The organism is Stagnihabitans sp. (genome assembly GCF_964946895.1).
The window spans coordinates 123,068-149,876 of record NZ_CBBQHX010000003.1 but is presented as its reverse complement, the minus strand read 5'-3'; the positions used below and the strand labels follow the sequence as shown (position 1 = coordinate 149,876).

General features: G+C 64.9%; 28 protein-coding genes and 1 tRNA gene. 12 read left to right on the top strand and 17 right to left on the bottom strand.

The window, feature by feature from the left end:
• Positions 1-158 precede the first annotated feature (158 nt).
• Complete coding sequence (locus AC1Y2B_RS03055; protein WP_482251581.1) at positions 159-2,300, top strand: malate synthase G; 2,142 nt, start codon at positions 159-161, stop codon at positions 2,298-2,300.
• A gap of 42 nt (positions 2,301-2,342) precedes the next feature.
• Here the strand turns inward: AC1Y2B_RS03055 and AC1Y2B_RS03050 are convergent, their stop codons facing one another.
• Complete coding sequence (locus AC1Y2B_RS03050; RefSeq protein WP_482251580.1) at positions 2,343-2,594, bottom strand: BolA family protein; 252 nt, start codon at positions 2,592-2,594, stop codon at positions 2,343-2,345.
• Positions 2,595-2,665: 71 nt separating this feature from the next.
• On the opposite strand from AC1Y2B_RS03050, the gene AC1Y2B_RS03045 reads away from it, so the two are divergent.
• Entirely contained in the window at positions 2,666-3,298 is a 633-nt protein-coding gene (locus tag AC1Y2B_RS03045; RefSeq protein WP_482251579.1) for a DnaJ domain-containing protein, read from the top strand.
• Positions 3,299-3,417: 119 nt separating this feature from the next.
• Here AC1Y2B_RS03045 and AC1Y2B_RS03040 read toward each other — a convergent pair whose 3' ends face one another.
• Both AC1Y2B_RS03040 and AC1Y2B_RS03035 read right to left on the bottom strand, forming a co-directional pair.
• Positions 3,418-5,073 carry a glycosyltransferase family 4 protein gene (locus AC1Y2B_RS03040; protein WP_482251578.1) on the bottom strand — a complete coding sequence of 552 codons (1,656 nt, stop codon included), beginning with the start codon at positions 5,071-5,073 and terminating at the stop codon, positions 3,418-3,420.
• Entirely contained in the window at positions 5,070-5,843 is a 774-nt protein-coding gene (locus tag AC1Y2B_RS03035) for a methyltransferase domain-containing protein (RefSeq protein ID WP_482251577.1), read from the bottom strand. Before AC1Y2B_RS03035 ends, AC1Y2B_RS03040 begins: the two co-directional genes overlap by 4 nt.
• Before the next feature lie 163 nt (positions 5,844-6,006).
• On the opposite strand from AC1Y2B_RS03035, the gene cobS reads away from it, so the two are divergent.
• The gene (cobS, locus tag AC1Y2B_RS03030; RefSeq protein WP_482251576.1) at positions 6,007-6,981 is read left to right on the top strand and encodes a cobaltochelatase subunit CobS; all 975 of its coding nucleotides are present in this window, start codon (positions 6,007-6,009) and stop codon (positions 6,979-6,981) included.
• Between the two features lie 112 nt (positions 6,982-7,093).
• On the opposite strand, the gene AC1Y2B_RS03025 is transcribed toward cobS, so the two are convergent.
• Positions 7,094-7,471 (bottom strand): hypothetical protein, encoded by a 378-nt coding sequence (locus AC1Y2B_RS03025; protein WP_482251575.1) that lies wholly within the window; start codon positions 7,469-7,471, stop codon positions 7,094-7,096.
• A 77-nt stretch (positions 7,472-7,548) separates the two neighbouring features.
• The gene (locus AC1Y2B_RS03020) at positions 7,549-7,905 is read right to left on the bottom strand and encodes a hypothetical protein (protein WP_482251574.1); all 357 of its coding nucleotides are present in this window, start codon (positions 7,903-7,905) and stop codon (positions 7,549-7,551) included.
• Positions 7,906-7,933: 28 nt separating this feature from the next.
• Here AC1Y2B_RS03020 and AC1Y2B_RS03015 point away from each other — a divergent pair, with 28 nt between their 5' ends.
• Positions 7,934-8,353 (top strand): hypothetical protein, encoded by a 420-nt coding sequence (locus AC1Y2B_RS03015; RefSeq protein ID WP_482251573.1) that lies wholly within the window; start codon positions 7,934-7,936, stop codon positions 8,351-8,353.
• Between the two features lie 77 nt (positions 8,354-8,430).
• On the opposite strand, the gene AC1Y2B_RS03010 is transcribed toward AC1Y2B_RS03015, so the two are convergent.
• The gene (locus AC1Y2B_RS03010) at positions 8,431-8,793 is read right to left on the bottom strand and encodes a hypothetical protein (protein WP_482251572.1); all 363 of its coding nucleotides are present in this window, start codon (positions 8,791-8,793) and stop codon (positions 8,431-8,433) included.
• A gap of 385 nt (positions 8,794-9,178) precedes the next feature.
• Here AC1Y2B_RS03010 and AC1Y2B_RS03005 point away from each other — a divergent pair, with 385 nt between their 5' ends.
• Positions 9,179-11,173: a calcium-binding protein gene (locus tag AC1Y2B_RS03005; protein ID WP_482251571.1), complete on the top strand. Its 1,995-nt coding sequence runs from the start codon at positions 9,179-9,181 to the stop codon at positions 11,171-11,173.
• A gap of 85 nt (positions 11,174-11,258) precedes the next feature.
• Positions 11,259-11,399, top strand: a complete 141-nt coding sequence (locus AC1Y2B_RS03000; RefSeq protein ID WP_482251570.1) for a hypothetical protein — start codon at positions 11,259-11,261, stop codon at positions 11,397-11,399.
• Here the strand turns inward: AC1Y2B_RS03000 and AC1Y2B_RS02995 are convergent.
• A complete protein-coding gene (locus tag AC1Y2B_RS02995; RefSeq protein ID WP_482251569.1) occupies positions 11,387-12,049 on the bottom strand; it encodes a TetR/AcrR family transcriptional regulator C-terminal domain-containing protein in 663 nt (220 codons plus the stop codon). The two genes, AC1Y2B_RS03000 and AC1Y2B_RS02995, sit on opposite strands and share 13 nt — an antisense overlap.
• A 118-nt stretch (positions 12,050-12,167) precedes the next feature.
• On the opposite strand from AC1Y2B_RS02995, the gene AC1Y2B_RS02990 reads away from it, so the two are divergent.
• Together AC1Y2B_RS02990 and AC1Y2B_RS02985 are read left to right on the top strand one after the other, a co-directional pair.
• Positions 12,168-13,304 carry an HlyD family secretion protein gene (locus AC1Y2B_RS02990; protein ID WP_482251568.1) on the top strand — a complete coding sequence of 379 codons (1,137 nt, stop codon included), beginning with the start codon at positions 12,168-12,170 and terminating at the stop codon, positions 13,302-13,304.
• A gap of 9 nt (positions 13,305-13,313) precedes the next feature.
• Positions 13,314-14,864, top strand: a complete 1,551-nt coding sequence (locus AC1Y2B_RS02985; protein ID WP_482251567.1) for a DHA2 family efflux MFS transporter permease subunit — start codon at positions 13,314-13,316, stop codon at positions 14,862-14,864.
• A gap of 66 nt (positions 14,865-14,930) precedes the next feature.
• Here AC1Y2B_RS02985 and AC1Y2B_RS02980 read toward each other — a convergent pair whose 3' ends face one another.
• From AC1Y2B_RS02980 to AC1Y2B_RS02970, 3 genes are read right to left on the bottom strand one after another with little or no spacing between them, the layout of a single operon-like run.
• Positions 14,931-15,539, bottom strand: a complete 609-nt coding sequence (locus AC1Y2B_RS02980; RefSeq protein WP_482251566.1) for a pyridoxamine 5'-phosphate oxidase family protein — start codon at positions 15,537-15,539, stop codon at positions 14,931-14,933.
• Positions 15,527-15,991 (bottom strand): hypothetical protein, encoded by a 465-nt coding sequence (locus AC1Y2B_RS02975; protein WP_482251565.1) that lies wholly within the window; start codon positions 15,989-15,991, stop codon positions 15,527-15,529. The genes AC1Y2B_RS02980 and AC1Y2B_RS02975 overlap by 13 nt, the downstream gene beginning before the upstream one ends.
• Before the next feature lie 54 nt (positions 15,992-16,045).
• Positions 16,046-16,585, bottom strand: a complete 540-nt coding sequence (locus tag AC1Y2B_RS02970) for a carboxymuconolactone decarboxylase family protein (RefSeq protein ID WP_482251564.1) — start codon at positions 16,583-16,585, stop codon at positions 16,046-16,048.
• A gap of 102 nt (positions 16,586-16,687) precedes the next feature.
• Here AC1Y2B_RS02970 and AC1Y2B_RS02965 point away from each other — a divergent pair, with 102 nt between their 5' ends.
• Positions 16,688-17,566 (top strand): LysR family transcriptional regulator, encoded by an 879-nt coding sequence (locus tag AC1Y2B_RS02965; RefSeq protein WP_482251563.1) that lies wholly within the window; start codon positions 16,688-16,690, stop codon positions 17,564-17,566.
• A 112-nt stretch (positions 17,567-17,678) separates the two neighbouring features.
• Here the strand turns inward: AC1Y2B_RS02965 and AC1Y2B_RS02960 are convergent, their stop codons facing one another.
• Positions 17,679-18,224 carry an ester cyclase gene (locus AC1Y2B_RS02960; RefSeq protein WP_482251562.1) on the bottom strand — a complete coding sequence of 182 codons (546 nt, stop codon included), beginning with the start codon at positions 18,222-18,224 and terminating at the stop codon, positions 17,679-17,681.
• A gap of 118 nt (positions 18,225-18,342) precedes the next feature.
• Here AC1Y2B_RS02960 and AC1Y2B_RS02955 point away from each other — a divergent pair, with 118 nt between their 5' ends.
• From AC1Y2B_RS02955 to AC1Y2B_RS02945, 3 genes are all read left to right on the top strand, one after another.
• Complete coding sequence (locus AC1Y2B_RS02955) at positions 18,343-19,242, top strand: LysR family transcriptional regulator (RefSeq protein ID WP_482251561.1); 900 nt, start codon at positions 18,343-18,345, stop codon at positions 19,240-19,242.
• A gap of 274 nt (positions 19,243-19,516) precedes the next feature.
• Positions 19,517-20,107 carry a TetR/AcrR family transcriptional regulator gene (locus AC1Y2B_RS02950; protein WP_482251560.1) on the top strand — a complete coding sequence of 197 codons (591 nt, stop codon included), beginning with the start codon at positions 19,517-19,519 and terminating at the stop codon, positions 20,105-20,107.
• Between the two features lie 4 nt (positions 20,108-20,111).
• Positions 20,112-21,428, top strand: a complete 1,317-nt coding sequence (locus AC1Y2B_RS02945; protein ID WP_482251559.1) for a nucleotide disphospho-sugar-binding domain-containing protein — start codon at positions 20,112-20,114, stop codon at positions 21,426-21,428.
• Between the two features lie 153 nt (positions 21,429-21,581).
• On the opposite strand, the gene AC1Y2B_RS02940 is transcribed toward AC1Y2B_RS02945, so the two are convergent.
• The 6 genes from AC1Y2B_RS02940 to AC1Y2B_RS02915 all read right to left on the bottom strand — a co-directional run bounded on the left by AC1Y2B_RS02940 (position 21,582) and on the right by AC1Y2B_RS02915 (position 26,626).
• Positions 21,582-22,088: a GNAT family N-acetyltransferase gene (locus tag AC1Y2B_RS02940; RefSeq protein WP_482251558.1), complete on the bottom strand. Its 507-nt coding sequence runs from the start codon at positions 22,086-22,088 to the stop codon at positions 21,582-21,584.
• Between the two features lie 28 nt (positions 22,089-22,116).
• Positions 22,117-22,401, bottom strand: a complete 285-nt coding sequence (locus tag AC1Y2B_RS02935; protein WP_482251557.1) for a DUF4242 domain-containing protein — start codon at positions 22,399-22,401, stop codon at positions 22,117-22,119.
• Between the two features lie 206 nt (positions 22,402-22,607).
• Entirely contained in the window at positions 22,608-23,111 is a 504-nt protein-coding gene (locus AC1Y2B_RS02930; RefSeq protein WP_482251556.1) for a hypothetical protein, read from the bottom strand.
• 364 nt (positions 23,112-23,475) lie between these two features.
• A complete protein-coding gene (locus AC1Y2B_RS02925; RefSeq protein ID WP_482251555.1) occupies positions 23,476-25,842 on the bottom strand; it encodes a LuxR C-terminal-related transcriptional regulator in 2,367 nt (788 codons plus the stop codon).
• Positions 25,739-26,104: an AAA family ATPase gene (locus tag AC1Y2B_RS02920; RefSeq protein WP_482251554.1), complete on the bottom strand. Its 366-nt coding sequence runs from the start codon at positions 26,102-26,104 to the stop codon at positions 25,739-25,741. The genes AC1Y2B_RS02925 and AC1Y2B_RS02920 overlap by 104 nt, the downstream gene beginning before the upstream one ends.
• Before the next feature lie 432 nt (positions 26,105-26,536).
• A tRNA-Ser gene (locus AC1Y2B_RS02915) sits at positions 26,537-26,626 on the bottom strand.
• Between the last annotated feature and the right edge of the window lie 183 nt (positions 26,627-26,809).

Below are 26,809 nucleotides of genomic sequence, written 5' to 3'. Positions count from 1 at the left end.
TGGGATATTTGGACCTGGATGAAGGGGGTTCGCGGAGGGGGATTTTCATCTGCCGCGTGATTGTGCTTCTGGTTTCCGGGCGGCAATCGCCAAGGGGCTTTGCTTGCGGTTTTGTGCGGAACCCTGTCTGATATCCCTGCCCTATCTGGAGATGTGCCATGGCCCGTGTGATCCGTGCTGAGCTTGCGGTGGAAGATGTTCTTGCCCGCTTTGTCGAGGAACAGGCCTTGCCGGGATCTGGGGTGGAGGCTGCGGCGTTCTGGGCCGGCTTCTCGGCGCTGGTGCATGAGATGGGGCCGGTGAACCGCGCCCTGCTGGCCAAGCGCGAGGATTTGCAAGGCAAGATCGACGCCTGGCACATCGCGCACCGGGACCGGCCGCATGATCCGGAGGCCTACGCGGCCTTCCTGCGCGAGATCGGGTACCTGTTGCCGGAAGGCGCGCCGTTCCAGATCGAGACGACCGGGGTGGACCCCGAAATCGCTTCGGTTCCCGGGCCGCAACTGGTGGTGCCGATCACCAACGCCCGCTATGCGCTGAATGCGGCCAATGCGCGCTGGGGCAGCCTGTATGATGCGTTCTATGGCACGGATGCGATGGGCAGCCAGCCGCCGGCGGGCGGCTACGAGCGGGGGCGCGGGGCGCGCGTTGTGGCGCGGGCGCGGGTCTTTCTGGATGAGGCGTTTCCCATTGCCGGGACCAGCCATGCCGATGTGCGGCGCTATCACGTCAAGGACGGCGCGCTGCTGGTGGACGAGATGCCGCTGGTTTCGCCTGAGAAGTTCGTCGGGTATCGGGGGAATCCGAAGGCTCCGGACTCGATCTTGCTGCGCAACAATGGCTTGCATGTCGAACTGGTCTTTGACCGGGCCCATCCGATTGGCGCAAGGGATCAGGCGTTGCTGGCCGATATCGTGCTGGAAAGTGCCGTTTCCGCGATCATGGACTGCGAAGACTCGGTGGCTTGTGTCGATGCCGAGGACAAGGTGCAGGCCTACGCCAACTGGCTGGGGCTGATGCAGGGCAGTTTGGCGGCCGAATTTGACAAGGGCGGGCGCAAGATGATGCGCCGGCTGAACGAGGACCGGACCTTCACCGCCCCGGACGGGGGCACTGTCACGCTGAAGGGACGCGCGCTTTTGTGGATCCGCAACGTGGGCCATTTGATGAGCAACCCCGCGATTGTGGACCGCGACGGGCTGGAGGTGCAGGAAGGCCTGATGGATGCCGCCATCACCGTGCTGATCGGCAAGCATGATCTTTTGCGGTCGCAGGGCCTGCGCAACTCGCATCACGGCGCGATCTATGTCGTGAAGCCGAAGATGCATGGGCCGGAGGAAGTGGCCTTTGCAGATGCCGTCTTTGCGCGGGTCGAGGATTTTCTGGGCCTGCCGCGCCACACCGTGAAGATCGGCGTGATGGACGAGGAGCGTCGAACCTCGGTCAACCTGAAGGAATGCATCCGGGCGGCCTCGCATCGCCTGGCCTTCATCAACACCGGGTTTCTGGACCGGACGGGCGATGAGATCCACACCTCGATGGAGGCGGGGCCGTTCAGCCGGAAGGACTTCATCAAGCGCAAGTCGTGGATCGGCGCCTATGAGAACCAGAATGTCGACATCGGGCTGGAATGCGGCCTGAGTGGCCGCGCGCAGATCGGCAAGGGCATGTGGGCTGCACCGGACCTGATGGCCGCGATGCTGGAGCAGAAGATCGAGCATCCCAAGGCCGGGGCCAATTGCGCCTGGGTGCCCTCGCCCACCGCGGCCATCCTGCATGTGTTGCACTACCACAAGATCGACGTCTTTGCCGTGCAGCGCAAACTCGCCGCCGGGGGCCGCAGGGCTTACGTGGAAACGCTGCTGGAAATTCCGCTGGCCAGCTATCGCAAATGGAGCGAAGCCCAGGTGCTGCGCGAGGTCGAGAACAATGCGCAGGGCATTCTAGGCTATGTGGTGCGCTGGATCGATCAGGGGGTTGGCTGTTCGAAGGTGCCGGACCTCAATGACGTGGGGTTGATGGAGGATCGGGCAACCTGCCGGATTTCGTCACAGCACATCGCCAACTGGTTGTTGCATGGCGTGGTGACTGCGGCGCAGGTCGAGACAGCCTTGCAGAAGATGGCCGCGCTGGTCGATCGGCAGAACGCGGGCGATCCGGTCTATCAGCCGATGGCGCCGGGGTTTACGGGCATCGCTTACAAGGCGGCGCATGATCTGGTGTTCAAAGGGCGGGTGCAGCCTTCGGGCTATACCGAACCCTTGCTGCATGCCTATCGGCTGGAGCGCAAACGCGCCTGAGGGGAAGGGTCCCGCTCTATTCTGCGAAAGACCGGGACCCCGTCAGCCAAGGTCCAAGGCCAGCGCATGCAGGCGCTTGTAGACGTCGCCCAAAGCCGCCTGCACGGCGCGGTGGCGGGCAAGGCGGCCCATGGGTGCCAATTCGGCGGCCCGAAGCCTGACGGCAAAGTGGCTTTCGCCTGAACCATCGTCGCCCGAATGTCCGGCGTGGCGGTGGCTTTCATTGACCACGTCCAGTTCCGACACGGTGAAGGCCGCCCGCAGCCGAGCCTCCATTTCATCCTTTATCGCCAATTTCGTCTTACCCCCTTCAATCCGCTGCCAAATGCCCTATCCTTGACGCCCCGAGTCGGAAAGGCCTTACGATGTCCAGTCGCCCCCCGTTTGAGTTTGATATCCGCGTTTCGTCTGACAAGGCGAAGCGCAAAACGGGCCGCCGCGGCATGTCCGGCGCGTCGGAAGCGGCCAACCGGGCCTGCGATTTCCCCAGTTGCAAGGAAAAGGGCGCTTACCGCGCCCCCAAGTCGCCTGACCATCTGAACGAGTTCTTCTGGTTCTGCCGCGACCATGTGCGCGAGTATAACCTGAAGTGGAACTTCTTCGGCGCGGCCACGGATGAGGAATTCCAGAAGCTGCTGGAAAAGGACCGGCTGTGGGAGCGCGAGACCACGCCGTTCAGCCGCAAGGACGATGGCCGCTCGTGGGCGCGGCTGGGGGTCGAGGATCCGTTGGACATTCTGGGCGACAAGGCCACGCAGAACGCAGCCAAGCCGACCAGCAATGCCACGCGCAAATTGCCGCCAACCGAGCGCAAGGCGCTGGAGATCATGGACGCGCGCGACACCTGGACCAAGACCGAAATCCGCAAGCAGTACAAAAGCCTGGTCAAGGACCTGCACCCCGACATGAACAAGGGCGACCGGTCCGACGAGGAGCGGTTGCAGCAGGTGGTCTGGGCCTGGGACCAGATCAAGGACAGCCGGTACTTCAAGGAGTAGCGACAAGCCCCTTGCCTGCCCGGGTGGATGTCAGTCCTGCGCCGGTGCCCTTACGCCTCGCATGGGTCCCACGGGTCGGCCGCACGGCCTGTGGCGCGAGGCTGTGGGCCGGCGCCCGGTCAGGCGGTCCTGCGGACGAAGTCGTATTTCAGCAACCACATCAGCACCCGCTCGACAAAGATGTCGCGCAGTTGGGTGGCCTTGCAAAGCGCCTCGACCGTGTCATGACCGGACTGGACGGCGGCGTAGATCGCAGCGATCTGGGCGGGCTCGGCGAAGATGCGGTTGAGGCCCTGATAGTTGCGCAGGGCCAGCACCTCGGCCAGATCGGGCAGGCCGCTGCGGTCCGGGGCATGGAAGCGCTGGGTCAGAAACTGGGCGGTTTCCGTGGGGTACCCGGCAAACAGCAGCGAGGGCGAGGGCGCCACCGGCAACGAATAGCCCCGGATGCGCAGGGCCTTGGACGTGGCCGCCTTTTTGCGGGAGATCTGTTCGGCCCACAGCGCCTGCATCTGCGGAATGACTGCTTTCCAGTCATAAAGGCCTTGCGCACGTTTCAGCGCCGCCTGCCCCATCTGCGCCCGCAGCGCAGGATTGGCGGCAAGCGCCACGATCTTGGCCTTCATGTCCGCCATGTCGAGTTCGGTCATCGCCGAGACGGCAGCACAATATTGCGGATAGTCGTCGATGCCGCCCTGCAGGCGCAGGCTTTCGTTGGCCAGATGCTGGGGCCCCAGCATCCGGGAGGTGACGCGCAGGCCCACGTCGGGCGTGATCGTGTCCTTCAGACCATCCCAGTCCGAGCCAAGGACCGGCAGTCCCGCCGCCATCCCCTCCAGCGGCGCAAGGCCGAAGGTTTCCTGAATGTTGTCGATCATGAACAGGAAGACATCGGCGCCAGACAGGGTGGCGCGGCGTTCTTCCGCCTTTTCGCCGTCCAGCAGAAGGAAGCCCACATCGGGCATCAACCGGGCAGCGCCCTCTTCAAAGACCTTGCGGGCATAAGGCTGGCGGAAGATGCCGCACATCGCGACGTGCATCTTCACGCCTGCCGGCACCTCGCGTGCTGCGGCCTGCATCGACAGGAAAATCGGGATCGGGTCGAACTTTTCATGCGGAGACAGCCGGGCGATGGTGGAGAAGACCACATCGGTCTCTGCCGCGCCCAGACGTTGGCGCAGATCGGCGCGGGCGGCCGGATCGCGGGCGAAATCCTGGGTGTGGATGCCCAAGGGGATCACCGGGAACATCGGGCGGGCGGGCGGCACGCTGCCGAACCGGTGGCGGATGTGGTTGTCGATCAACTCCATCTGGGTCAGCACCGCGCCCTGCACCGCGTTGGAGGTGCAGATCACCGCATCCCATTCCATCACCGGGGCCATGCGGGCATCGAAGAACCCCTGCATGATGCCCGGAGTCGAGGTCGTATGGGTCAGCCCGCAGATCGCCCAGGCCCCCGAGCCGTGATCGGCCCGGCGCCAGGCCTCGCCGGCGATGTTGGCGGCGGGGTAATACAGCGCCTCGACCGGGGCGATGCCTTGCGGGCGCACCAGACCCACCGGGCGCAGGGCCTTGTCCGGGCGATGCGCCTTGATCAGCGCTGCCACCTCATCGGCTTCGCTGCCGGATTTGGTCAGGATGACAAACTCGTCAACCTGACCGTGCCTGAGAAACCCCTTCAGGAAGGACTCCCCCGCCACACGGCGGCCGTTGATGCCTTTGACATCGGGACGATAGCCGTCGGAGGCGTAAAAGATTGCCGCATTTGCCGTCATTTGGGGTGCATCCAAAGCCAGGGGGTCGGGCCGGCCCGCCATTCCCAAAGGGCAAGCAGGCGGTCAAGGTCAGAGAGCTGTTCCATCCAGTCCGGCAGCGCCTGCGGCGCAAGGCTGCGGTCGATGCGCCGGATGTGGTGGGTGGCAGCAAAGCGGGCCGTCAGCGCGGTGCTGATCCCGGGGGTGAGGCAATCATGGCATTCCACCAGAATGCGGGCATGGCGCAGGCCCGGCGCAGCGGCAGGGTCCAACAGGTCCATCTCGGCCCCTTCGATGTCGCAGATCACCACGGTGTCGGCGGACGCGGCAACGTCGAATGCGGCATGCGAAACCAGTCCGCCCACCACAACCCGGTCCGCCACGCCATTCAGCGCGATCAGGGCCTGACACCGTTCCCGCGCCGCAGGATCGGCGTCGTGGGCCATGATGCGGGCCTGTGGCAGGCGGCGGGCCAGACCTACGGCGTAATAGCCCTCGGCACAGCCCACATCGAGGATCAGGCTTGGGGCGCTGGCGACGATCTCTTCGATCACCGGGGCAAGGGACACCTCGTAACAGCCCAGCAGGCGGGTGCATTGCGACCCTTCCGACGCCGCCACGGCATAAATCATCCCGGCGAAGGGACCCGACAGAACCGTCGTCCCGGACTTGCGCACCAGCGTGTTGACGATCAGTTGCGCCCGCCATTTCGCCAGATGACGCAAGGCGAGATACAACGCGCGCTCTGACACGGGCTGGTCAGCCAGAGTGCGCAGGGTCTGTGTGGTCAAATGGGTAAAGTCTGAGACGGGCAAGGCGCTTGCTTCAAGTTGTTTGCCTATCGTTAGCCGCAGCCTTGCGGCGTGTAAACCGCGGCGCGCAGGCGCCCTCGCCCCTTGCAGCCCGTCCCCTAATGGTTCACAGATGACGGGCAACTTATTTGGGCCGAAAACGATGCTGGATACCGCTGTGAAACCCACCGAAGAAATCTCTGTCCGCGAGGTTTTCGGGATCGACACCGACATGAAGGTCAAGGGCTTTGCTGACCGCACCGATCGCGTGCCCGAGGTGGACCCGACCTACAAGTTCGACCCCGACACCACCTTGGCCATTTTGGCGGGCTTTGCCTATAACCGCCGCGTGATGATCCAGGGCTATCACGGCACGGGCAAATCCACCCATATCGAGCAGGTCGCCGCCCGTCTGAACTGGCCTTGCGTCCGCGTCAACCTTGACAGCCACATCAGCCGGATCGACCTGATCGGCAAGGACGCCATCAAGCTGCGCGACGGCAAGCAGGTCACGGAATTCCACGAAGGCATCCTGCCGTGGGCGCTGCGCAACAACGTGGCCATCGTGTTCGACGAATACGACGCCGGTCGCGCCGACGTGATGTTCGTCATCCAGCGCGTGCTGGAGCATGACGGCAAGCTGACCTTGCTGGACCAGAACGAGATCATCACGCCCTCGCCCTATTTCCGCCTGTTCGCCACCGCCAACACGGTCGGTCTTGGCGACACCACGGGCCTGTATCACGGCACCCAGCAGATCAACCAGGCCCAGATGGACCGCTGGTCGCTGGTCGCCACGCTGAACTATCTGTCCCATGATGCCGAAGCCGCGATCATCCTTGCGAAGTCGCCCCACTACAACACCGACAAGGGTCGCAAGACCATTTCGCAGATGGTAACCGTGGCCGACCTGACCCGGACCGCCTTCATGAACGGCGATCTGTCCACCGTCATGTCGCCGCGCACGGTGCTGAACTGGTCGCAGAACGCCGAGATCTTCCGCAATGTCGGCTATGCCTTCCGCCTGTCCTTCCTGAACAAATGCGACGAACTGGAACGCCAGACCGTGGCCGAGTTCTATCAGCGCTGCTTCGGCGAAGAACTGCCGGAAAGCGCTGTCAGCATGGCGATGAAGTAAGGGGCTCAGGCCCAGTTGAAATCCTCGGACAGACCGGGATGCGCACTCCATGGCAGGAGCGCCGCATCTTGGTCTGCCTGTCCTGCGGTCGGCGGTTCTGCATCGGCAAAGATCAGGTGGGCGGCCGGCAAGACCGGATGGGATGCCGGGCCCAGCACCGGATTGCTGCCGGACTTGCCGTCGGACACAATGCTGAACGCATTGCCCGCCAGATCGCCCGCCACAGGCAGCCAAAGTCGCCGCCCTTGGCGCCGGTCACGGTCAGAACGCCGTTCACCAGATCTGCGCGGACCGCCATGACACCGGAAAGGTCGATGACGTCCTCGGGCGCAAGCTCGGTGATATCGCCGCTGAACCTGCCCGGAGCCGCAAGGTGCAGCACGCCGTGACCGGCTGCGCAATGGATGGTGTTGGCAGAGCCTCCGTCAAGCACCAGCGTCGCGCCGTCCGTGATCGTCAGCCTGCCCCCACCCGTCACGGCTACCGTCATGGTCAATGTGCCGTCTGAGGCCGAAACCGTGCCATCCGCCGTCTCTTGGACGGCCCCAGTCAGCGTCCCTGCCCAGCTTAGCCTGCGATGCAGCCCACACCCAACCGTCCCACCACACCGGACGGCACCGCGTCTACCGCAAGCCTTGCGAGCCACACATCCACCTCGGCCCCGTCGCGCATCTCAAGGCTGCCAGTGACGTGGATGCGGTCGGCATCCACCCAGAGCACCGGCGTCTCAACCTGACCCGAGGTGACCTCAAGGCTCATCTGCGTGTCGGCACTGCCCCGAACCGTCAGCGCCGAGGAGCCCATACCGGCATCGCGGGTCGTCAGGTTGCGGCCTTGCAGCCGATAAAGGCGGAACTTGCCCTCCGCCTGCCCGATCACCAGATTGTCCGCCGTGGTGGGCGTAAAGCGCGTCGCCACCCGCATGGGTCAGGCTGCCACCACGCATCAGGACATGTCCCTGGGCGCCTTCAAACAGGCCGCTTTGCAGGTTGGTCTGCAGGCTGCCCTGCCGCAAGTCAAAGTCACTAGTGCCGTAATATCCGGCGATCAGGCTGCCGCTGATGATTTGCAAGGCGCTGGCGCTGGCCTCGCCCAGGATGAGATGGCCATGGGCGGCTTGTGCGGACTGGGAAAGGATCAGGGCTCCGGTTGCGATGGTCAGGGTGCCACCAAACGGGCGATAGGTGCCATGGCTGTGGGCCGCATCGCCCACCACCAGATTGCCCGACATCACCGTGTTCTTGCCGTGGGTCTGAACAAAGGTGCCAGAGGTGGCCGCCCCGATCACCTCAGCCGTGGCGTGCAGGGTGCCGCCGGTCAGATCATAGGTGCCACTCTAGCCCGCGGCCCCTGCGCCAAGGACAAGGCCTGACCCGGTCACGGCATCGACCCCACCGTTTTGCGTCAGATGCCCCCTACGGAAGCCGCCGACCACCTAGGTGGCCACGTTCAGCGCCCCTTCTGCTGGACAGAGGTGCCAAGGCCGCTGGCAGACAGACCCAGCGTCAGGCCGGTGCAGGCGGCGGTATAGGTGCCACGGGTTCGGGTGTCGGTGGCCGCACTCCCCGGCTGCACCACAATGAACGCGTTGAACGCGCCCGCCGTCACGGTGCCGCCCGACTGGGTCAGCACGCCGCCCACAAGGTCCAGGCCCTGCACGTTCAGGCCGGTGCCGGTATTGACGGCCAAGGGACCGCTTGTCATTGCCTCCAGTCCGCCGCTGATGATGCTGCCCGCCAGATCAAGATCGGCCGCCGGGCCCCTGCAGCCCGCGCCAGCCCTGCCGTTGTTCTGGCTATTCGGTCCGCCCATGGTGCGGCCCCGCGTCCTGCGGGGCTTGGGTCAGGCTACTGGACTGTCACTTGGGCCCGAGCCCAACCTTGGCCGATTGAGTTGGGTCGGCTGGCGATCTTCAGCGCCTTGGCTGTGTCCGGTTCAGGCGGGACAGCCCGTGGGACCGTGCCGGTGCGACGTGCTGCCGGGAGGCGTTCGCGGGGCATCCGGTGCCCGACAAGGACCTGCGGCCCGCAGGACGGCACGGCCGATCGGCGACCGCTCCCGCCTCCCCGGTCGATCCTGGCAACGGGGTCCACCGCAGCCCGGATCAAACTTGCGGAAAATCCGCGGCGGGTCTAGGGTTTTTGGGTCAAGCACATGGTGGTGAAACGGTCCGGGCCCGCGCAGGCGAGGAGCGATGATGGCAATCTCGGGTGACGGCGGCGACAATCATCTTATCGGCGGGGACGGCGTGCCCCCCGGCGCGGATGACGATATCTTCGGTCTGGGCGGCGATGATCTGCTGGAGGGTCTTGGCGGCGACGACCGGCTTTATGGCGGCGACGGCGCCGATGTGCTGATCGGCGGCAATGACCATGACGAGCTGTACGGTGGGGCGGGCGACGACCTGCTGAACGGCGGCGGCGGCACCCACACCCAGTTCATCAGTCATCCCGGCCAGCAGCCCAACCCGACCGAGGTGCTTGACGGCGGCGCGGGCAATGACACCATGGTGATGCACTACGCCAACTATGTGCTGACGGATGCGCCGGACAAGGCGCTGGCCTTCGCGCTCGACATTACGACCGGCGCGAGTCAGGCCGTGGTCACCTTTGGCCCGCACAGCGCCGCGCAGAAGGCCGAGTCCTTCACCAGCATCGAGGCGCTGGATTTCAGCGGGCCGGAAGGCTCTGACGACATTCACGGCGGGGCCTTGGCCGATACCATCCTGGGCAATGGCGGCAATGACACACTCTACGGTGGCGCGGGCAATGACCTGATCGGCGACAGTTCCGGGCGCATCAAGGCCGATGGCGGCGATGGCATCGACACGCTGCAGCTGGTCCGGACCGACACGCTGGCCATAAGTGTCGTCGCAGCGCAGGGCAGCCTCGTGGTGGGCGGGATCAGTGCGGGCCGGTTCGTGCATTTCGAGAACCTGATCCTGTCGACCGGCATTGGCGACGACACGATCACGGGCTTTGTCAACGGCACCAACATCCTGTCCGGCGCCGCTGGCAATGATCAGATCACCGGCGGCGCCTTGGCGGATCAACTGTATGGCGGGGGCGGCGATGACCTTTTGACGGGCGGGAACGGCGCTGATGACATGGACGGCGGCACCGGCAACAACACGCTGTACGGTGGCGCAGGCAATGACACGCTGGGCGTTTCGGGTGGCGGCGCGCTGGATCATCTTTACGGCGGTGCTGGGAACGATCTGCTGCTGATCGACCTGACCACGGTGCAGGCCGGGGCCAGCTATGATGGCGGCACCGGCCATGACATCCTGATCACCCGGGCGTTCGACACGGCGACGCATGACCTCACCGGCGTCTCCTTGGCCGGGGTCGAGCGGCTGGAGGACGGTCAGGGCTTTTTCGGATCGGGCTTCGTCGTCAGACTGACGGTGGCGGAGGTCGAGCAGGTCACCTCCATCAGCTATGCCAACGACGGCATCGCCTTTGCCGACAACGCTGCCGCCGTGCTGGCAGGCGATATCACCGTGCGAAACCTGTACCTTGCCGATGGCGGGCAAAGCCTGGATCTGACGGGCCTGACTGGCCGGGTGAGCCAGATCTATGGCGGTGGCGGCAATGACACGGTGAAAGGCTATTACGGCGCGACGGTGCAACTGGGGCTGGGCAACGACAGCTTCGCGGGCGATCTGGGCGGCGATGTCGTCTATGGCGGCACCGGCAACGACACGCTGAGGGCGGGCGCGGCGGGACAGGACTTCTCGGGTGATGACGGGCGCGACCTGCTGTTCGGGGCGCTGGCGCGCGATACGTTGCTGGGCGGTCTGGGCGGGGACAGGCTGTACGGCGGGGGCGGCGATGACCGCCTGACCGGGGGGCAAGGCCATGACAGTCTGCACGGCGGCGCGGGGTCCGATACCTTCATCTACACCAGCCCGACCGAGGGCGGAGACGTCATCTTCGGGCTGGAGGTCGGCGACCGGCTGGCCTTCCAGTCGGGCGCCTTTGGGTCCGTGCCGCTGGGCGCGCTGGACCCGTCGATGTTCGTGGCCCGGCCTGACACGCAGGCGCAAGACAGCAACGATCACTTCATCCTGCGCACCACCGATCACACGCTGTGGTATGACGCCAACGGTTCTGCATCGGGCGGCCTGACCGAGATTTCGGCGTTTTCGGGCGGAACCGAGCTGACGGCGGGAAATATTCTGCTGATCTGACCCGGGGCAGCTTCCACCCGGGCCAAGCCGGGCGTGGCGGGAGAAGGACGGGTCTCGCGCGCCAGATGGGGCGAAGGGGTTTGGCATGCTGCATCCCCACGTGGGGCCAATCCCGGATCACAAGCCCATCGCCCCGAACCGCTTCGGCCCCTACCGCTTCACCGTGACGGAACCCGGTCGTTGCGCGGACCCCGCGCCTCCGGCCTGGTTGGGTCACGCGGCATAGAACGCCAGGAACATGGCGACCGTCGCCGCCGCGTTCCGGGCGATTTCGGCGTCGTTTGGCGGTTCGGCCATCTGCCCGAACAGACGGCGGCGAAACAGGCCGGCGGTGGACAATTCAACAAACTGGGTGGCGGCAAAATGGGTATCGGCCATGTCGAGCGTGCCCTTGGCCGCTTCGGTCGACAGAAATGCTGCCAGCAGACGCGTGGTGCGCATCGCGCCCCGGTCAAAGAAGCGCAGTCCAAGGTCGGGCATCCGCTCGCTGACGCCGATGACGATGCGGTGCGCCCGGATCACGGTGTCCGAACACAGCACCCGAATGATCGCCTCGGCGAGCGCGTGCAGTTTGTCGGCCATCGGCCCCGGCACCTCCAGCGCGGCTTCGATCCCGGCGAACAGAGCGCTGCGTTCGCGTTCGATCAGCGCCTCGAACAGGTCTTCCTTGCTGGAGAAGTAGACATAGATCGTGCCCTTCGACACGCCGGCTTCGCGCGTGATGTCGTTCATGCAGGCGGCATCATAGCCCATGCGGGAAAACACCCGATGCGCGCCCGACAGGATCTGGTCGCGCTTGGTCTGATCATGCCCGGCCGCCGGGCGACCGGAGCGGACGCCACTTTGTGATGCACCTAGATCATCCGCCGGGGTCATTTACGTCTCGATCCAAATAAATCGAACCGTTCAGTTCGATTCCAATTGATTTTGCGGCGGGAGCGTCCTAGCTGCCCTATCGAACCAACCGGTTCGATGCCAATTCAGAGATAGTCCCATGTCGCTTGACGATCAACCCCAGCCTTCCTTCGCATCGGCCAGCGCGCAATCTGCCGCAGGTCGGGCCCCGACCGGCGTTGCAGCTCCGGTGAAAAGCCGTCGCAAGCCGATCCTTCTGGCGGGGGTGGCCGTGGTTCTGATCGGACTGGGTGCCACTTATGGCAGGGCCTACTGGCAGGATGGCCGCTTCATGGTGACCACCGATGACGCCTATGTGCAGGGCAACATCGCGCAGGTGTCGGCCAAGATCCAAGGCTATGTCAGCGACATCGCCGTGTCGGAAAACCAGATCGTCGCGGCAGGCGATGTCTTGGTGCGGCTGGACGATGGCGATTACAAGATCGCGCTCGATCTGGCGCAAAGCAAGATCGCCACCCAGACCGAGACGCTGAAGCGGATTGATGCGCAGACCGCTGCGGCCAAGGCGGCGGTGGAGCAGGCGCAAGCCCACAAGGATGCGACCGACGCCGCCCTGCGCAACGCCAAGACCGTGGCCGACCGCGCCCACAACCTTGCCACCACCAAAGCCGTGGCACAGGCGCAGGTCGATACGGCGGATGCAGCGCTGGATCAGGCGGTGGCCGATGTTGCCGGGGCCAAGGCCCAGATCGCCAGTGCGCAGGCGAACGTCGCCGTCATTCAGGCCGAATACACGGAAACCCAAAGCGGCATGAAGGCGCTGGAACTGGCCGTGCAGCAGGCGCAGCGCAATCTGGACCTGACGGCCTTGCGCGCGCCCTATGCCGGCACCGTCACCCACCTGACCCCGCAGCGCGGGGATCTGGTCAGCCCGGGGCAAATCCTGGGCGCTATCGTGCCGACCGATCAGCTTTACGTCGAGGCGAACTTCAAGGAAACCCAACTGGCCGGCATCAAGGCCGGGGCCACGGCCCAGATCACCGTCGATGGCATCGCGGGTCAAAGCTTTACCGGCACGGTCACCTCGATCTCTCCGGCAACCGGGGCGATGTTCTCGCTGCTGCCGGCGCAAAATGCGACAGGCAACTTCACCAAGGTCGTCCAGCGCGTGCCGGTGCGGATCAGCCTGCCTGCGGCGGTTCTGGCCAGCGGCCAGATGCGTGCGGGCCTTAGCGTGGTGGTCGACGTCGACAGCCGCACCCCTGCCGGCAACTGACGCATCGCCATGGCCCGTCCCGCACCCGTCACCACGATCAGCAAACGCCGGGTCTTTGCCTTTTTGGCGATGGTGTTCGGCATGTTCATGGCCATTCTGGACATTCAGGTCGTCTCGGCCTCTTTGGCCGAGATTCAGGCTGGACTCAGCGCCAGTTCGTCTGAAATTTCTTGGGTACAGACCGCCTATCTGATCGCCGAGGTGGTGATGATCCCGCTGTCGGGATTCCTGAGCCGGGTCTTGTCGACGCGGCTGTTGTTCACGATCGCGGCGGCGGGCTTCACGATGTCCAGCCTTTTGTGTGCCACGGCCACCAGCCTCGATCAGATGATCGTCTATCGCACCCTGCAGGGTTTTCTGGGTGGCGGCATGATCCCCAGCGTCTTCACGGCAGCCTTCACGATCTTCCCGAAGTCGAAACAGGCCATCGTCTCGCCGATGATCGGGCTTGTGGCCACATTGGCGCCGACCATCGGCCCGACGATCGGCGGCTATCTGAGCCACACGCTGTCCTGGCACTGGTTGTTTCTGGTGAATGTGATGCCGGGCATTCTGGTGACCATCGCCGTCTGGCTGCTGATCGACTTCGACAAACCGAACTTCGCCCTGTTCCGCAAGTTCGACTGGATCGGCCTTGGGGCGATGATCGCCTTCCTCGGCTCGTTCCAATATGTGCTGGAAGAGGGGCCGAACAATGACTGGCTGAACGACCCGACCGTCTTCAGCTTTTCGGTGGTGCTGCTGCTGGGCGGTCTGGTGTTCTTCTGGCGGGCGTTCGCGGTAGAGGAGCCGGTGGTTGACCTGCGCGCGTTCAAGGATGTGAACTTCGCCTTCGGGTCGCTGTTTTCCTTCGTGATGGGCTCGGGACTTTACGGGCTGACGTACCTTTACCCGCTTTATCTGGGCCAGATGCGCGGCTATGACAGCCTGATGATCGGCAAGACCATGTTTGTCAGCGGCTTGGCGATGTTCTTCACCGCCCCTTTCGCAGGCTTTCTGTCCAGCAAGGTCGACACGCGGATCATGATCATGGTCGGCTTTCTCGGCTTTGCCTACAGCAGCCTGATGCTGACCGGCATCACGCCCGATTGGGACTTCACCGAGCTTCTGGCACCGCAGATCCTGCGCGGCGTGTCCTTGATGCTGTGCATGGTGACGATCAACAACCTGGCCCTTGGCACTTTGCCGCCCGAGCGGATGAAGAATGCCTCGGGCCTGTTCAACTTGACGCGGAACCTGGGCGGCGCGGTGGGGCTGGCGTTGATCAACACCGTTCTGATGCAGCGCGGCAAGCTGCATTACACCCGTCTGGCCGAGGATGTCAGCTGGACCAACGCCGAAGCGGTGCGCCAGTTGAACATGATGGCGCAGGGTCTTGCCGCCAAGGGCGTGAACGGCCCCACCGGGGCGGTCGCGCAGATGGTGGGCCGTGTGATGCAACAGGCGCGGATGCTGTCGTTCATCGATGTGTTCTATGTGCTGGCCGTGCTGTTCGCCTCGCTCGCAGGCTTCGCGCTGATCCTGCGCAAACCCGGCGGACGGGCGGCAGCCGGACACTGATCCTTAGGCGCTGCACCCGTCCTGGCCGACCCTGCGTCGGCCAAGTCGCTTCGGGTCAGCTTCGGGTCAGCTTCGGGCGGCCTGACCCGCGGCACGCAGAGCGGCTTCAAGCGCGGCAATGCGGGCGTCCTTTTCGGCGATCAGACGCATGGCATCCTGAACCTCGATCCGAAGCGGGATGTGTTGCGGGCAGTTCGCGTCCCAAGCATCCAGATGGAACAGGATCGCCCGCTCTGCCCGGGCGCGGGACCCCTTGGGCAGCAAACGGGCGACAAGGTCGGAGTCTTCGCGCATTTCGGCCCGGCCCCAAAGCTTGACGCGCTGGCGGGTGGCATAGTCGATCAGGAAAAGATGGGCCTTGGGAGAGTCTGCCAGATTGCCCAAGGTAATGTACTGCCGGTTCCCGGCATAGTCTGCAAAGGCCAGGGTGCGCGGGTCAAGGACCTTGAGGAAACCCGCCGGACCGCCGCGATGCTGGATATAGGGCTGGCCCGCCCTGTTGACCGTGGCAAGAAACACGCTGGTCTGGCCAGAGATGAAGGCCCCCAGCGCTTCAGGGATCTCGGCCTGCCAATCCTCCGCCTCCGCATAAGCCCGACGCGAACCCATGCGGGTCTGCAGCGCCTTGACGCTGGGGCTGAAGGCGATGTCGCGGATTTCCGTCAGATCCTCCACTCCGACAGGCCGAGGGGGCCCTTGGGCCTTGGCCGTGACGGCCAGTGGAAAAGGCGGCCCGCCCCGACAATCGGCAGTTCGCGGATCAAGGCGTCGCGGCCTGCGCTCCCATCCTGCGCCGCAGTGAACCGGATCGGGGCGGCGTGGCTGGGCTCCGTTCGGCCTTGGCGGTGGGGCCAATCACGGGCAAGGCGCGCGGCGGTGCGCGGGCGGTCTTGTGCGCAGACCGCGCTGGCGCGGCGATCGTCCGGCGCCAGCGCCGATGTGATGGCGCAGACGGCCCAGATGGCGGGACGAGCGGCCAGAACCTTTGCCCAGTTGCGTCCAAGGTCGCCTTCGGATCGGGCCAGCGCCCTCTGGGCGGGATCGCGGCTGATCCCGGAATCCGCGGTCCTGCGCGCCTGCGCTGCGTTGGTTTGGGCAAGACCGCGGGAGTGTTTGGGGCGGGTCATTGGGGCCTCCATGGCCCGCCCGAAGGGGCGGCGCGAGGGGTGCAAAGGATGGGGTTACAGCGCGCTGGCCAGCGGGAAGTCGATCTCGGTGCCGGCAACTTCGTTGATGTAGTTGGTCAACGTGTTCAGCGCGACGTGCAGAACCACTTCGATCACCTGACCATCGGTGAAACCGGCCGCCTTGACCAAGCCAAGGTCGGCATCCGTCACATGGCCGCGCGCTTGGGCCACAGCCACGGCAAAACGAAGCGCCGCATCGGCCTTGGGGTCAGACGAGCGGCCGCGACGGGCGGCAAGGATCTCGGCGGGATCGACCTTGAACAGGGCGGCGAAATGGCCATGGGCGGACAGGCAATACCGGCAACCGTTCACCTCGGCCACCGCCAGGGCGATGCGTTCGCGCAGCGCGGCCGAAAGCGTGCCCTTGGCCAAGGCGCTGTTCAGACCAAGATAGCCCTCCAGCCCCGCCGGGCTGTTGGCCATGACGCGGAACAGGTTCGGGACCGAGCCGATCTGCGCCTTGACCGCCTCCAGCAGGGGTTGGGCGGCAGCCGGCGCTTCGGCGAGGGAGGCGGGGGTGGATAGGCGGGACATCGGCATCTCCTGAGGTTGCGATATCCTTCAGATAGGGCCTTTGCCGAAACGGAAGTATCCGGCATATTCGGCAGACCTCCTACCGAAATATGGAAGGCCAACATGGACCATTTCGATGCGATGGCGCTTCTGGTGCAGGTGGCCGAGGCGGGCAGCCTTTCGGCGGCGGGGCGGCGGCTGGGATTGCCCTTGACCACGGTCAGCCGTCGGATCGCCGATCTGGAGGCGCATCTTGGCGCGCGGCTTCTGATCCGGTCGAACCGACGGGCCGAACTGACCGCGGCAGGAACCGCCTATCTTGCGGCCAGCCGCCGCATTCTGGCGGATGTTGCCGAGGCCGAGGCCGCCGCTTCGGGCGCCTATCGCGCTGTCCGGGGTGAGGTGACGGTGACCGCGCCGGTGGCTTTCGGCCGGTTGCATGTCTTGCCGCTGGTCGCGGAATTCCTGCGCGCCTGGCCCGAAGTCGTGGTGCGGCTGATGCTGTCGGACCGGCTGGTGCATCTGGCCGATGACCATGTCGATCTGGCGGTGCGGATCGGCCACCTGCCCGACAGCCGCCTGAAGGCGCTGAAGCTGGGCGAGGTCCGCCAGGTGACAGTTGCCAGCCCCGCCCACCTGTCCGCCGCCGGCACGCCGCAGACCCCGTCTGACCTTGCATCCCGGGCCTGTATCGCTTTCGCGGGCCTGGGCCTGCCCGAACGTTGGCACTTCCGCAACCAGACGGTCGAGATCCGCCCCCGCCTGACGGTGACGACGGCCGAAGCCGCATTGGACGCGGCAGAGCTTGGGCTTGGGGTGACACGCGTGCTGTCCTATCAGGCCGAGGGTCGCCCCCTGCAGCGCATTCTGGACGCCTTCGCCCCCGATCCCGTCCCCGTAAGCCTGGTCTATGATGCGCAGGGTGGCATGCCGATGAAGCTGCGCGCCCTGATTGGTGCCCTGCATCCGGGCTTGCGGCAAAGGCTGGCAGCGTCTGCCTGACCAGCACCGCAACGCGGGTCGGTCAGGCTGCGACGTGCAAGGCTTCGAAAGATGGATCCGCTGGGTACGATGACGTCCTGCGCCGGAACATGCCGGCGCAGGTCAGATGCGCTTACTGGCCCGGGCCGATCTGCTTCATGAAATCGGCATTGTCCCAATAAAGCCACTCGTGATCCATCTTGCCATTCGCCCAGTGGCCAACCGTGACCATGCCCAAGGCAAAGGCCTTGCCGCTGGCCGGAATGGTCTTGCCGCCGCCAATCGGCATCGGCTGGGTGAAGGTCCCGGTCATCACGCCCGTCGCCGTCGTCCAGGAGCCGGAGCCGAAGCGGATCGGATGCTCCTTGATCGCGATATCCGGGGCGAAGACGAACAGCGCCTTCAGATCCTCGATGTGCTTCTGGATGCCCTTGGTCTCGTGGCCATCGGGCCAGGTCACGACGATGTCGTCGGCGTGGCTTTCGCTCAGACGATCCCATTTCTGGTTCGAGAAGACGTCGAAATCCAGCGTATCGAAGACCTTCAGGTTGGTTTCCACCGCAGGTGCCTGCGCTTCAGGGGCGGGCGGCGGGGTGACCGGGTTCGGCCAAGGGCTGTCGGCCATGGCTTGGTTGGCAACAAGGGCGACAAGGCTGGCAAGCAGGGGCAGGGTTTTCATAGCGGTCTCCAGTTCGGCGGTTGATCTGCTGCCGATGAACAGAGCCTATTCGCTCGACCGGACCCGATAAATGTTGTCCACATTGATTGATTGCTGCGATTTGCGTAAGAATGCCGCGATGGATATCCTCAATGCAATGTCGGTTTACGTGGCGGTGGTCGAACAGGGCAGCCTTGTGCGTGCCGCCGAACATCTGGGCGCGTCCGGTGCAGCCGTCTCGCGCCAGATTGCTGCGCTGGAGGATCACTTGGGCGCGCGCCTGCTGAACCGCACGACCCGGCGGCTGTCTGTCACCGAGGCCGGGCAGGCCTATTTCAGCCGCGCCAAGCAGATCCTTTCGGACGTGGCCGAAGCAGAGGCTTTGGCCGGCACCAGTGTCGCGCAACCTGCTGGCCTTTTGCGGATCAGCGCGCCCCTGTCCTTTGGTGTGAACCGTCTGTCGCGCTGGTTGCCGGATTTCATGGCCGCGCATCCCCGGCTTCGGCTGGACCTTGACCTCACGGATCGCCAGATCGACCTGGCCACGGATGGGGTTGACGTGGCGGTCCGGATCGCGATGCAACCGGCCTTTACCAACGTGATCGCACGCAAGATCAGCCTGGTGCGCCGGGTGGTCTGCGCCGCTCCGGATTATCTGGCGCGCCGGGGCTGTCCGCTGCTGCCCGCTGACCTTGTACACCACGACACCCTCTGCTTTTCGCACCTGTCGACCGGCGACCTTTGGGCCTTCCACGACGGATCGGGCCGTCAGGTCGAGGTTCGCCTGCGCCCCGCCCTGCACGCCAGCAGCGGCGACATGCTGTGCGAACTGGCGGCGCGCGGGGCCGGGATCATCAACGAGCCCGATTTCATGGTGGCACCCCATATCGAGTCCGGCGCGTTGGTGCCAATCCTGACGGACTGGCAAAGTGACGGTTTCAACGTCTATGCCCTGTACCTTAGCCGCAAGTTCCTGTCGGCCAAGGTCCGGGTGTTCATCGACCATCTGCACCGGATGGAGGGTGTCACCGGTCCCTGAACCAGCCATTGCCCGGCACAGCTGCCCGCCACGGCTGCCCGAACTGGCATCTGCGAAAAGACCCATGCTGCAGCAAATCCGGACACCTCGCCGGAGTGCCTCCCGCAGCACGAACCAAGGCGAATGTCAGACCCCCGAGGATGTGCCACGGTGACCTTGCGCAGGTCAGCGCCTTGGCGTTGCGATCATCCCGCAAGCCAACCCCAGCTCGTCGTTGACAGGGGCGATATTCAGCATTACGCATTGTAATACAGATTACTGAAAGTAATATGAAATGACGGCGAAGCCCCGGCCATATCGTCAAGTCGCCCGCGCGGCATCAACGGAATTCACCCGCGACCGGGTTGTCACCGCTTTTGATGCCGCCATGCGCGACCGGCAGATGGATGACATCACGCTGGACCAGATCGCGGTGGCGGCAGGAACGACGCGGCAAACCGTGATCCGGCTGTTTGGTGGCAAGGACGGCCTCGTGCAGGCCTTTGTCGAACACTTTGACCTTGGGGTGAAACAGCGCCGGGTGATGCCCGCGGAAGCCTCGCACCATCACGTGGCAGAGGCGCTGTTCGAGGACTACGAAGAGATCGGCGATTTCGTCATCCGCATGCTGGCGCAAGAGGAGCGGCATCCGGTCCTCAGCATCTGGCATAACACCGGCCGCGCATACCATCGCATCTGGATCGAGCGCAGTTTTGCGGGCGCATTGCCGTCCGAGCCCGATGCCCGCGAGGCCTTGGTCACCCAATTGGTGATCGCGGGCGACGTCTACACCTGGAAGCTGCTCCGCCGCGACTTCAAGCTTTCGGTCGAGGCGGCCCTAGCCATCATGTCATCCATATTTGCCAAACTTTTGAAACAGGATTGAACTCATGCCCTATGATTTTCTACTGACCAATCTGGATGCCGGCGGCAGCGTGCCAACCTTCGCCACGGTGATCCGCAGGCTTCGGGCGCGGGGTCATACCGTCCGGACACTGATCGACGACTCCGCCAGATCCGAGATGGAAGCCGCAGGTGCGATCTTCGTGCCTTGGACAACGGCACCGAACAAGCGCGATCACAGTCTGGCAGAAGACCCGGTGAAGGATTGGGAGCCGGGTGAACCCGGTGGCGACCTTCTACGGGTTCTGGACCATATCACCATTGGCCCCGCAGCGGCCTACGCAGCCGATACCCTGGCCGAGTTGCGCCGCAAGCCTGCGGATGCGGTCATCTCGCTTGACCTCTTGTTCGGGCCGATGCTGGGCGCCAAGGCCGCCGGAGTGCCTTTCGTCAGTCTTGCCACGCAGATCAGCATGTTCGTGGCCATTCCCGGCGTGCCGCCCGTTGGCCCCGGATTGCTGCCCGCAACTTCGGACGAAGAGAAGGCCTCGGCCGCCGAAGTGGCCGGTTGGCTTGCCGGCCGGATCGACGAGCGCCTGCCTGTCCTGAACGCGGCCCGCACGCAGTTCGGCCTGCCCGCCCTGACCGAGGGGCTGGCCCATCCGCGTGAAGCCGACCTGATGCTGATCGCCACCAGCAGCGCCTTCGATTTTCCCGCCGAGAGCCTTCCGGACCGGATGGCCTATGTCGGCCCGCTTCTCGACCCTCCGACTTGGGCTGCGGACTGGACCTCGCCCTGGCCTTCCAACGATGCGCGGCCGCTGATCCTTGTGGCGATGAGTTCGACCTTCCAGAATCAGGCCCCCACCATTCAGGCCGTGCTGACCGCTGCCTCGGACTTGGCCGTGCGCGTGCTGGTGACGCTGGGTCCGGGGCTTGACGGCGCGTCGTTCGACGTCCCCGGCAATGCCGTCGTCGTCGCCTCGGCGCCGCATGACCAAGTGATGCGGCAGGCGTCGCTTGTCGTCACCCACTGCGGCCACGGCACCGTGATGCGGGCGCTTGCGAACGGCTGCCCGATGCTGTGTCTGCCGATGGGACGGGACCAGAACGACAACGCAGCCCGCGTTGCCGCCCGTGGCGCTGGCATCCGCCTGGCGCGGGATGCTGACGCAACCGCGTTGCGGACCGCCATGGGGACAGTGCTGGACGATCCCGCCTTCGCCCGCTCGGCCAAAGCGCTTGGCGCAGCCGTGGCCATGGCAGAGCATCCGGATGCGCTGGTCGAGTCTTTGGAGCGGCTGGTTCTTGATGCCCGGCAGCGTGCCGAAGTTGCATCACTGCAGACGGGTTTGGCCCTCTGATCCTTTGACCTCAAGGTTCGGTGCCGCTGGGTTGGGGCCCCTGCCCTGCGCCCGCCTGCGGCCCGCGACCGCAACGGCTGGCCAATCCAGCCACGTTGGCAGGGCAGGTTCTGCAGCGGGGATGGGAGGCGTTGGCTTGGCCGCAGGGCAGGATTACAAGGGTCGTTCGAAGAAGACGAGCCAATCTGCCACGTCTGGCGGCAGGTCTGCATAGGCCGGAATGGGCTGGAATCCCATATGGGAATAAAGCGCGATGGCTGCGGTTTGCGCCTTGCTGGTATCCAGACGCATCTTGTGGAAACCAGCCGAGCGGGCGGCGGCGAGGATCTGATCCGCCAGGTGCAGGCCAAGACCGCGCCGCTGGAACCGGGGCAGCACGAACATCCGCTTCATCTCGCAGACCCCCTGCCCCAGATCGCGGAACGCGACGCAGCCCGCGGCTTCGCCGGCAACCCGGCCCAACAGCAGCGCCCCTTTGGGCGGCGCATAGGGGCCGGGCAGATCGCGCAACTCGGCCTCGAACGCCACCTTGTCGAAATAGCGGTCGATCAAATGGCGATCTGCCACATGAGTCTCGCGATGCCACGCGACAAAAGCCCGGAACAGGCTGCGCACCGCATCCAGCTGGTCAGGACGTGTCGCCAGTTCGATGCGCAGCATGTCAGGTCCCTTTCGTGGGCAGCAAGCCTCAGGCAGTGGCCTCGAAGTAGAAGTAGGGGTCCAGCACCCGAACTTCGGCAATCGTGTCCACCGGCAGGCCGTTGCGGCCCGCCACACGGCGCACCGCCTCGGGCGAGGGGGCGTCGTAGATGCAGAAGGTCTTGCCCTTGTCCGAGGTCACATAGGAATGCACCCAGGTTACATGATCCTCGGCATTCTTGTCCACCACCGACAGGCAGGCCTGCGCCCCACCCGCGTTGGAGGGAATGTGCAGTCCACCCGGAAAGGTGCGTTCCACCATATAGCGCGGCATTCTTGATCTCCGTTCATTGATGTGTCGGTTTCAGGTTTTGTCGTCTTGACCTGCTGAGTGTAGGGCCGCCCATGCCCCGCCCGCATCCGCATCGCTCGCCCATTTTATCGGGCGGACTTGCCCATATTGCGTAACTTGGGTGATGCTTTTCCGATGGGACCACACGCTCGCACGTGCCAACCCCCTTCGGGCCGGGGCGGCAGCGCTTAGTTCGTCATCTTCATGGAATCGCAGGACACCGTGGGATTGTCGTCGGCGAATGTACCCATCGGATTGGTCTTCCAAGCCCAGACCTGCATCTCGTAGAACTCGGGCAAGCCATAACTGTTGGGGGCGCCGTTGTAGTTCATCATGTGGCCCTGCAAGGCAACCGGCCCCTTGAGGCTGATGTATTCGACGGCAATCAGCGCCAGCTTGCCGTCGGGCATCGGTTCATACATCACCGCCTGCGGCTTGGCGATGTCGAGCACGCCACCCTTGATCAGGTCGCCGTTGACGTAGTGGATGCCCATGCCGCCGCCCATCGGGCTCGCGTCGCAGGGGATCGGGGCATAGCCTTCCTTGACCGCAACGGCCACATCGCTGAAGCGGTCGTTCGCGGCGCGCACCGCGTCTGCCAGGGGATTGGGCGTCTCGGCCCGGGCCCCGCACGCGGCAGAGGTCACGGCAAGGATCATGGTCATCGCAAGGAACGTGTTGGACTTCTTCATCATGTACTCCTGAAGGATGTGCCCCTGCGGGCTCTGTCGGGTTTGACCGAATGTTCGGCGTCAGTGTGTGTGGCTTAAGTGTCCGGCCCAGACTCGGGCCGGCTGGTTCCGTCTTGCGCTGCCGTCATGTGCCCGGGCGTGGGACCGCCCGCAGGTGGCGATTGAGCCTGTCCCATATCCGTGCACACGGATGCCCGGCCCCGGACCTCAATCCGGTGCGGCTGCCATGGAAGACAGGATGGGACCACGGCCGAAGGTGCGTTCGAACCTGTCGCGCGGCATGTCAGTCTCCGGTTTTGGGTTGGGTCATTGCGACAGGACAGGTTTACCCCTTGGTCCAACCGCCGGCATCGGCAGGCCCCGCCTATTTTGCCGGGACGCCCTGCCCATTTTGTCGGACGACACCCAGTTCTGCGGCAGCGCGTCCCGCCTCTTGCCGGTTTTCCAGCCCAAGTTTGGCCAGCAGGGCCGAGACGTGATGGTCCACCGTCCGGATCGAGATCACCAGCGCGTCGGCAATTTCCCGGTTGGACAGCCCCTCCGAGACAAGGCCCAGCACCTGCACCTCACGCGCGGTCAGCCCCTGCGGGTTGGCCCGCGTGCTGGCGCGCTGGCCACGCGGAATGCTGCGCAGACCGGCCTCGCGCAGCTCTCGGCGCACCTTGGCCGCGACCCTTGTGGCACCCAGACCATCCAGCAGGGTCAAGGCGGCCACCTTGTCCGGCGGGCCACCTGTCAGCAAGGCCAAGGCCGCGTCATAGGGGCAGCCCTGCGCCACAAACGCCTCGGCCGCCTGCGCCACGGCGCCGCCTTGCAGCATGGCATGGGCCGGCGGAGCACCGTCGACCTGCACCGCCTCTCCGGCCAGCCGCAGCCAGAAGGCGAACCGGGCGGTATGAACGGGGTCCTTGCGGCGCAGCGACAGGTCAAGTCCACGCCGGGCCAGGATGCGCATCTTGTCGGTATCACCGGCAAGCCATGCCGCTTCGGCCAGAGCCGCCCGAACCGGATCGATCGTCAACACCGCACCCGTCGCCTCAGCCAGGGCATAGGCCTGCGCCAAGGCCTCCTCTGCGCCGGGGTCGCCACGCCGCAGCCGCACCAGCCCCAGCACCGTCAGCGGCACGATCCGCTGAATGGCCACATTGGTCGAACGCAGGATCGCCTCGGACAGATCGGTCGCCTCGGTCCACAGGCCCCGGTCAAAATGAAACAGGCAGGTGCCGCATCGCATGCAGTCCATCCAGGAATCGAGACCCTGTGCCGTGGAATAGGCCAGACCTTCCGCAAGATAGACCTTGGCCCGGTCATGCTGGCGATACAGGATCGCTGCGTCGGCAAGGTTGGAATAGGCCCGGCAGACATCCTCGCCCATGTCCATTTTCAGGCCCCGACGCAGGCTGTCCTCCAGATCCGCCCAGCCCTGCGGGTCGCCCATCTGCAAGCGCGAGCTGCCAAGGTTGGTCAGCGCGTGAACCCGGACCTCTTCCAGCCCCAAGGTGTCCGCAAGGACCAGGGCCCGGTTCGCCCAGTCGATCGCCTCGGCCTCCTGACTGCCCAGCATCAGAAGCTGTGAAAGATTGCTCTGTGCCCGGCCAAGCTCTCGGGTGGGGACGCCGCTGTCCAGCGCAGCCACCGCGGCTTCGGCTTCCACCATGGCTTCGGCGTTGCGACCCAGAAACCAGTAAAGCCTTGAAAGCCAACGGTGGTTTTCCGAGATCTTCCGTCTGTCGCCCATGGCCTGACGCAGCGCCAGCGCGGCCTTGCGCTGGGGCACGGCAGGCTCGATATCGCCCGACAGATAGGATTCATGGGCGTGAAATTCCAGCAGCGCCACGCGTTCGGCTGGCCCAAGCTGATCGGCATGCCGCAGCGCGCGGGCAAGGTGCATTGCCGCTTCACGATGCGCCCCCATCGCGGCGGCTTCCTGCGCGGCCGCGGCAGTATTGGCCAGTACGGTAACCACATCTCCCGCCCGGTCCGCATGGTGCAGCCTTTGGGACATCGACATCGGGGGCATGCCCTGCAAGGCCGAGACGGCAAGCACACGCGCATGCAGCCCAGCCGCCGTGGCCGCAGGCAGGGCCGCCTCAAGCGCCTGTCGGGCCAGGTCATGGCGGAACTGGGCATGGGTCTCGGTCACCAGCAACAAACCGGTGCGCAGGCAATCTTCCAGCGCATCCGGCCCGGGTGCCAAGGCACAGCGCAGCAGCGCCAGCGGCACCTGCCCCGGCACGACCGAGCAAAAGTCCAGCACATCGCGCGCGGCATCGCTCAGGCCGGTGGCCCGCGCCAAGGTCGCCGCGCGCAACGTCGGCGGCAGGTCTTTGGACGGGCTGGCCAGAAGTTCGGTGACAAAGAAAGGATTGCCCCGGGTCAGATCGTAAAGGTCGCGGGGACTGCCCCGCTGGTGCGCCAGATGATCCACCGCCGCCTTCGACAGCGGTGGCAACGGCACCTGATGCGTCAACCTGCTGGGCAAGCTGCCCAGAAGCGCCCACAACGGATGCCTGCGGTCCAGCGCGTCATCGCGGTAGGTCAGGATGATGACCCCCTGCACCCTGTCCAGTCTGCGCCCCAGAAACCGGATCAGGTCCAGGGTTGCCGCGTCCGCCCAGTGGACATCCTCAAAGACAAGAACAGTCCTTTCCCCCCGGACAGGATCGGCCTTCGGCCCGATCGCCTGCAAGACGGCCGCGAAGATATCCAGATGCGGCGCGGCACCCGTCAACAGCGCCGACAGTTTCCCCCCCCAGCATCGCGCCAATATCCCGCAGCGCCCCCAGGGGTTCGGGGGTCGTCAGGTTCTCGCACTGGCCCAGCACCAACCGCGCCTGGCCGGCCGTGCGTTGCTGAAAGCGTCGCAAGACCGATGACTTGCCGATCCCGGCCTCGCCATAGACCTGAACGATCTGCCCACCCGCGCGCCCACTTGCGGCCAGGGCCGCCTCCAACCGGGCAAGTTGGCCCTCACGTTCCAGCAATACATCCATGTACAGGACCTGAAATCCGGTTTCCGGGTCGGCTTGAAACGCCAAAGCAAAGGCCGACCTCTTGACACACTAACGCAGATTTCGACGCGGCCAACAGCAAATCTTGACGTGGTCCACTAGGGCCAGAAACGTTGTCAAGACCGGACCGGGCCGTGCATCCCCCGAACTGTCCAGACCTTTGCCATCGCCGCGCGCCCCGAACCTGACATTGACGAACTGCCCCCGGATGCCGACTGCGAACCCGGCGAAGCGCTTGACCCGCGTAACTGGCCGAACCAGTCCTGAACCGTATCTTTACCCAAAACGAAAGGCGTAGAGACCGTTGCGCAACGCAGGACAGGCGCTCGATGCAATCACGCGATTTCAGGTTGCGGGTTTCTTGTGGGGCAAATGCCCACATTTCCTAAATTGGTCCATGATTTCAATGGTGAATGGCGGACAGAGAGGGATTCGAACCCTCGAGACGGTTCCCCGCCTACACACTTTCCAGGCGTGCGCCTTCGACCACTCGGCCACCTGTCCGTTGGCGGGTTCTTACACGCGGCTTGATGGGGGATGCAAGGGGGGCAGGCGGGAAAGTTTGGGCTTTGGGCGGTGGTCATGGCACGGGTAACCTGACCTGAAGCGCCCAGATGGACGGACTGACCCGAGGGTTGCCCTTCGCCGCTGCAGCGAACCGAGGCTTGCAGTCATGGTGCGAGGGCG

Excerpts from the sequence above, each read along its gene's own strand:
- AC1Y2B_RS03055 (WP_482251581.1), top strand. The coding sequence starts at position 159 with ATGGCCCGTGTGATCCGTGCTGAGCTTGCGGTGGAAGATGTTCTTGCC.
- AC1Y2B_RS03045 (WP_482251579.1), top strand. The coding sequence starts at position 2,666 with ATGTCCAGTCGCCCCCCGTTTGAGTTTGATATCCGCGTTTCGTCTGAC.
- AC1Y2B_RS03040 (WP_482251578.1), bottom strand. The coding sequence starts at position 5,073 with ATGACGGCAAATGCGGCAATCTTTTACGCCTCCGACGGCTATCGTCCC.
- cobS (WP_482251576.1), top strand. The coding sequence starts at position 6,007 with ATGCTGGATACCGCTGTGAAACCCACCGAAGAAATCTCTGTCCGCGAG.
- AC1Y2B_RS03025 (WP_482251575.1), bottom strand. The coding sequence starts at position 7,471 with ATGACGGTAGCCGTGACGGGTGGGGGCAGGCTGACGATCACGGACGGC.
- AC1Y2B_RS03020 (WP_482251574.1), bottom strand. The coding sequence starts at position 7,905 with ATGCGGGTGGCGACGCGCTTTACGCCCACCACGGCGGACAATCTGGTG.
- AC1Y2B_RS03015 (WP_482251573.1), top strand. The coding sequence starts at position 7,934 with ATGTCCCTGGGCGCCTTCAAACAGGCCGCTTTGCAGGTTGGTCTGCAG.
- AC1Y2B_RS03010 (WP_482251572.1), bottom strand. The coding sequence starts at position 8,793 with ATGGGCGGACCGAATAGCCAGAACAACGGCAGGGCTGGCGCGGGCTGC.
- AC1Y2B_RS03005 (WP_482251571.1), top strand. The coding sequence starts at position 9,179 with ATGGCAATCTCGGGTGACGGCGGCGACAATCATCTTATCGGCGGGGAC.
- AC1Y2B_RS03000 (WP_482251570.1), top strand. The coding sequence starts at position 11,259 with ATGCTGCATCCCCACGTGGGGCCAATCCCGGATCACAAGCCCATCGCC.
- AC1Y2B_RS02995 (WP_482251569.1), bottom strand. The coding sequence starts at position 12,049 with ATGACCCCGGCGGATGATCTAGGTGCATCACAAAGTGGCGTCCGCTCC.
- AC1Y2B_RS02990 (WP_482251568.1), top strand. The coding sequence starts at position 12,168 with ATGTCGCTTGACGATCAACCCCAGCCTTCCTTCGCATCGGCCAGCGCG.
- AC1Y2B_RS02985 (WP_482251567.1), top strand. The coding sequence starts at position 13,314 with ATGGCCCGTCCCGCACCCGTCACCACGATCAGCAAACGCCGGGTCTTT.
- AC1Y2B_RS02975 (WP_482251565.1), bottom strand. The coding sequence starts at position 15,991 with ATGACCCGCCCCAAACACTCCCGCGGTCTTGCCCAAACCAACGCAGCG.
- AC1Y2B_RS02970 (WP_482251564.1), bottom strand. The coding sequence starts at position 16,585 with ATGTCCCGCCTATCCACCCCCGCCTCCCTCGCCGAAGCGCCGGCTGCC.
- AC1Y2B_RS02965 (WP_482251563.1), top strand. The coding sequence starts at position 16,688 with ATGGACCATTTCGATGCGATGGCGCTTCTGGTGCAGGTGGCCGAGGCG.
- AC1Y2B_RS02960 (WP_482251562.1), bottom strand. The coding sequence starts at position 18,224 with ATGAAAACCCTGCCCCTGCTTGCCAGCCTTGTCGCCCTTGTTGCCAAC.
- AC1Y2B_RS02955 (WP_482251561.1), top strand. The coding sequence starts at position 18,343 with ATGGATATCCTCAATGCAATGTCGGTTTACGTGGCGGTGGTCGAACAG.
- AC1Y2B_RS02950 (WP_482251560.1), top strand. The coding sequence starts at position 19,517 with ATGACGGCGAAGCCCCGGCCATATCGTCAAGTCGCCCGCGCGGCATCA.
- AC1Y2B_RS02945 (WP_482251559.1), top strand. The coding sequence starts at position 20,112 with ATGCCCTATGATTTTCTACTGACCAATCTGGATGCCGGCGGCAGCGTG.
- AC1Y2B_RS02940 (WP_482251558.1), bottom strand. The coding sequence starts at position 22,088 with ATGCTGCGCATCGAACTGGCGACACGTCCTGACCAGCTGGATGCGGTG.
- AC1Y2B_RS02935 (WP_482251557.1), bottom strand. The coding sequence starts at position 22,401 with ATGCCGCGCTATATGGTGGAACGCACCTTTCCGGGTGGACTGCACATT.
- AC1Y2B_RS02930 (WP_482251556.1), bottom strand. The coding sequence starts at position 23,111 with ATGAAGAAGTCCAACACGTTCCTTGCGATGACCATGATCCTTGCCGTG.
- AC1Y2B_RS02920 (WP_482251554.1), bottom strand. The coding sequence starts at position 26,104 with ATGGATGTATTGCTGGAACGTGAGGGCCAACTTGCCCGGTTGGAGGCG.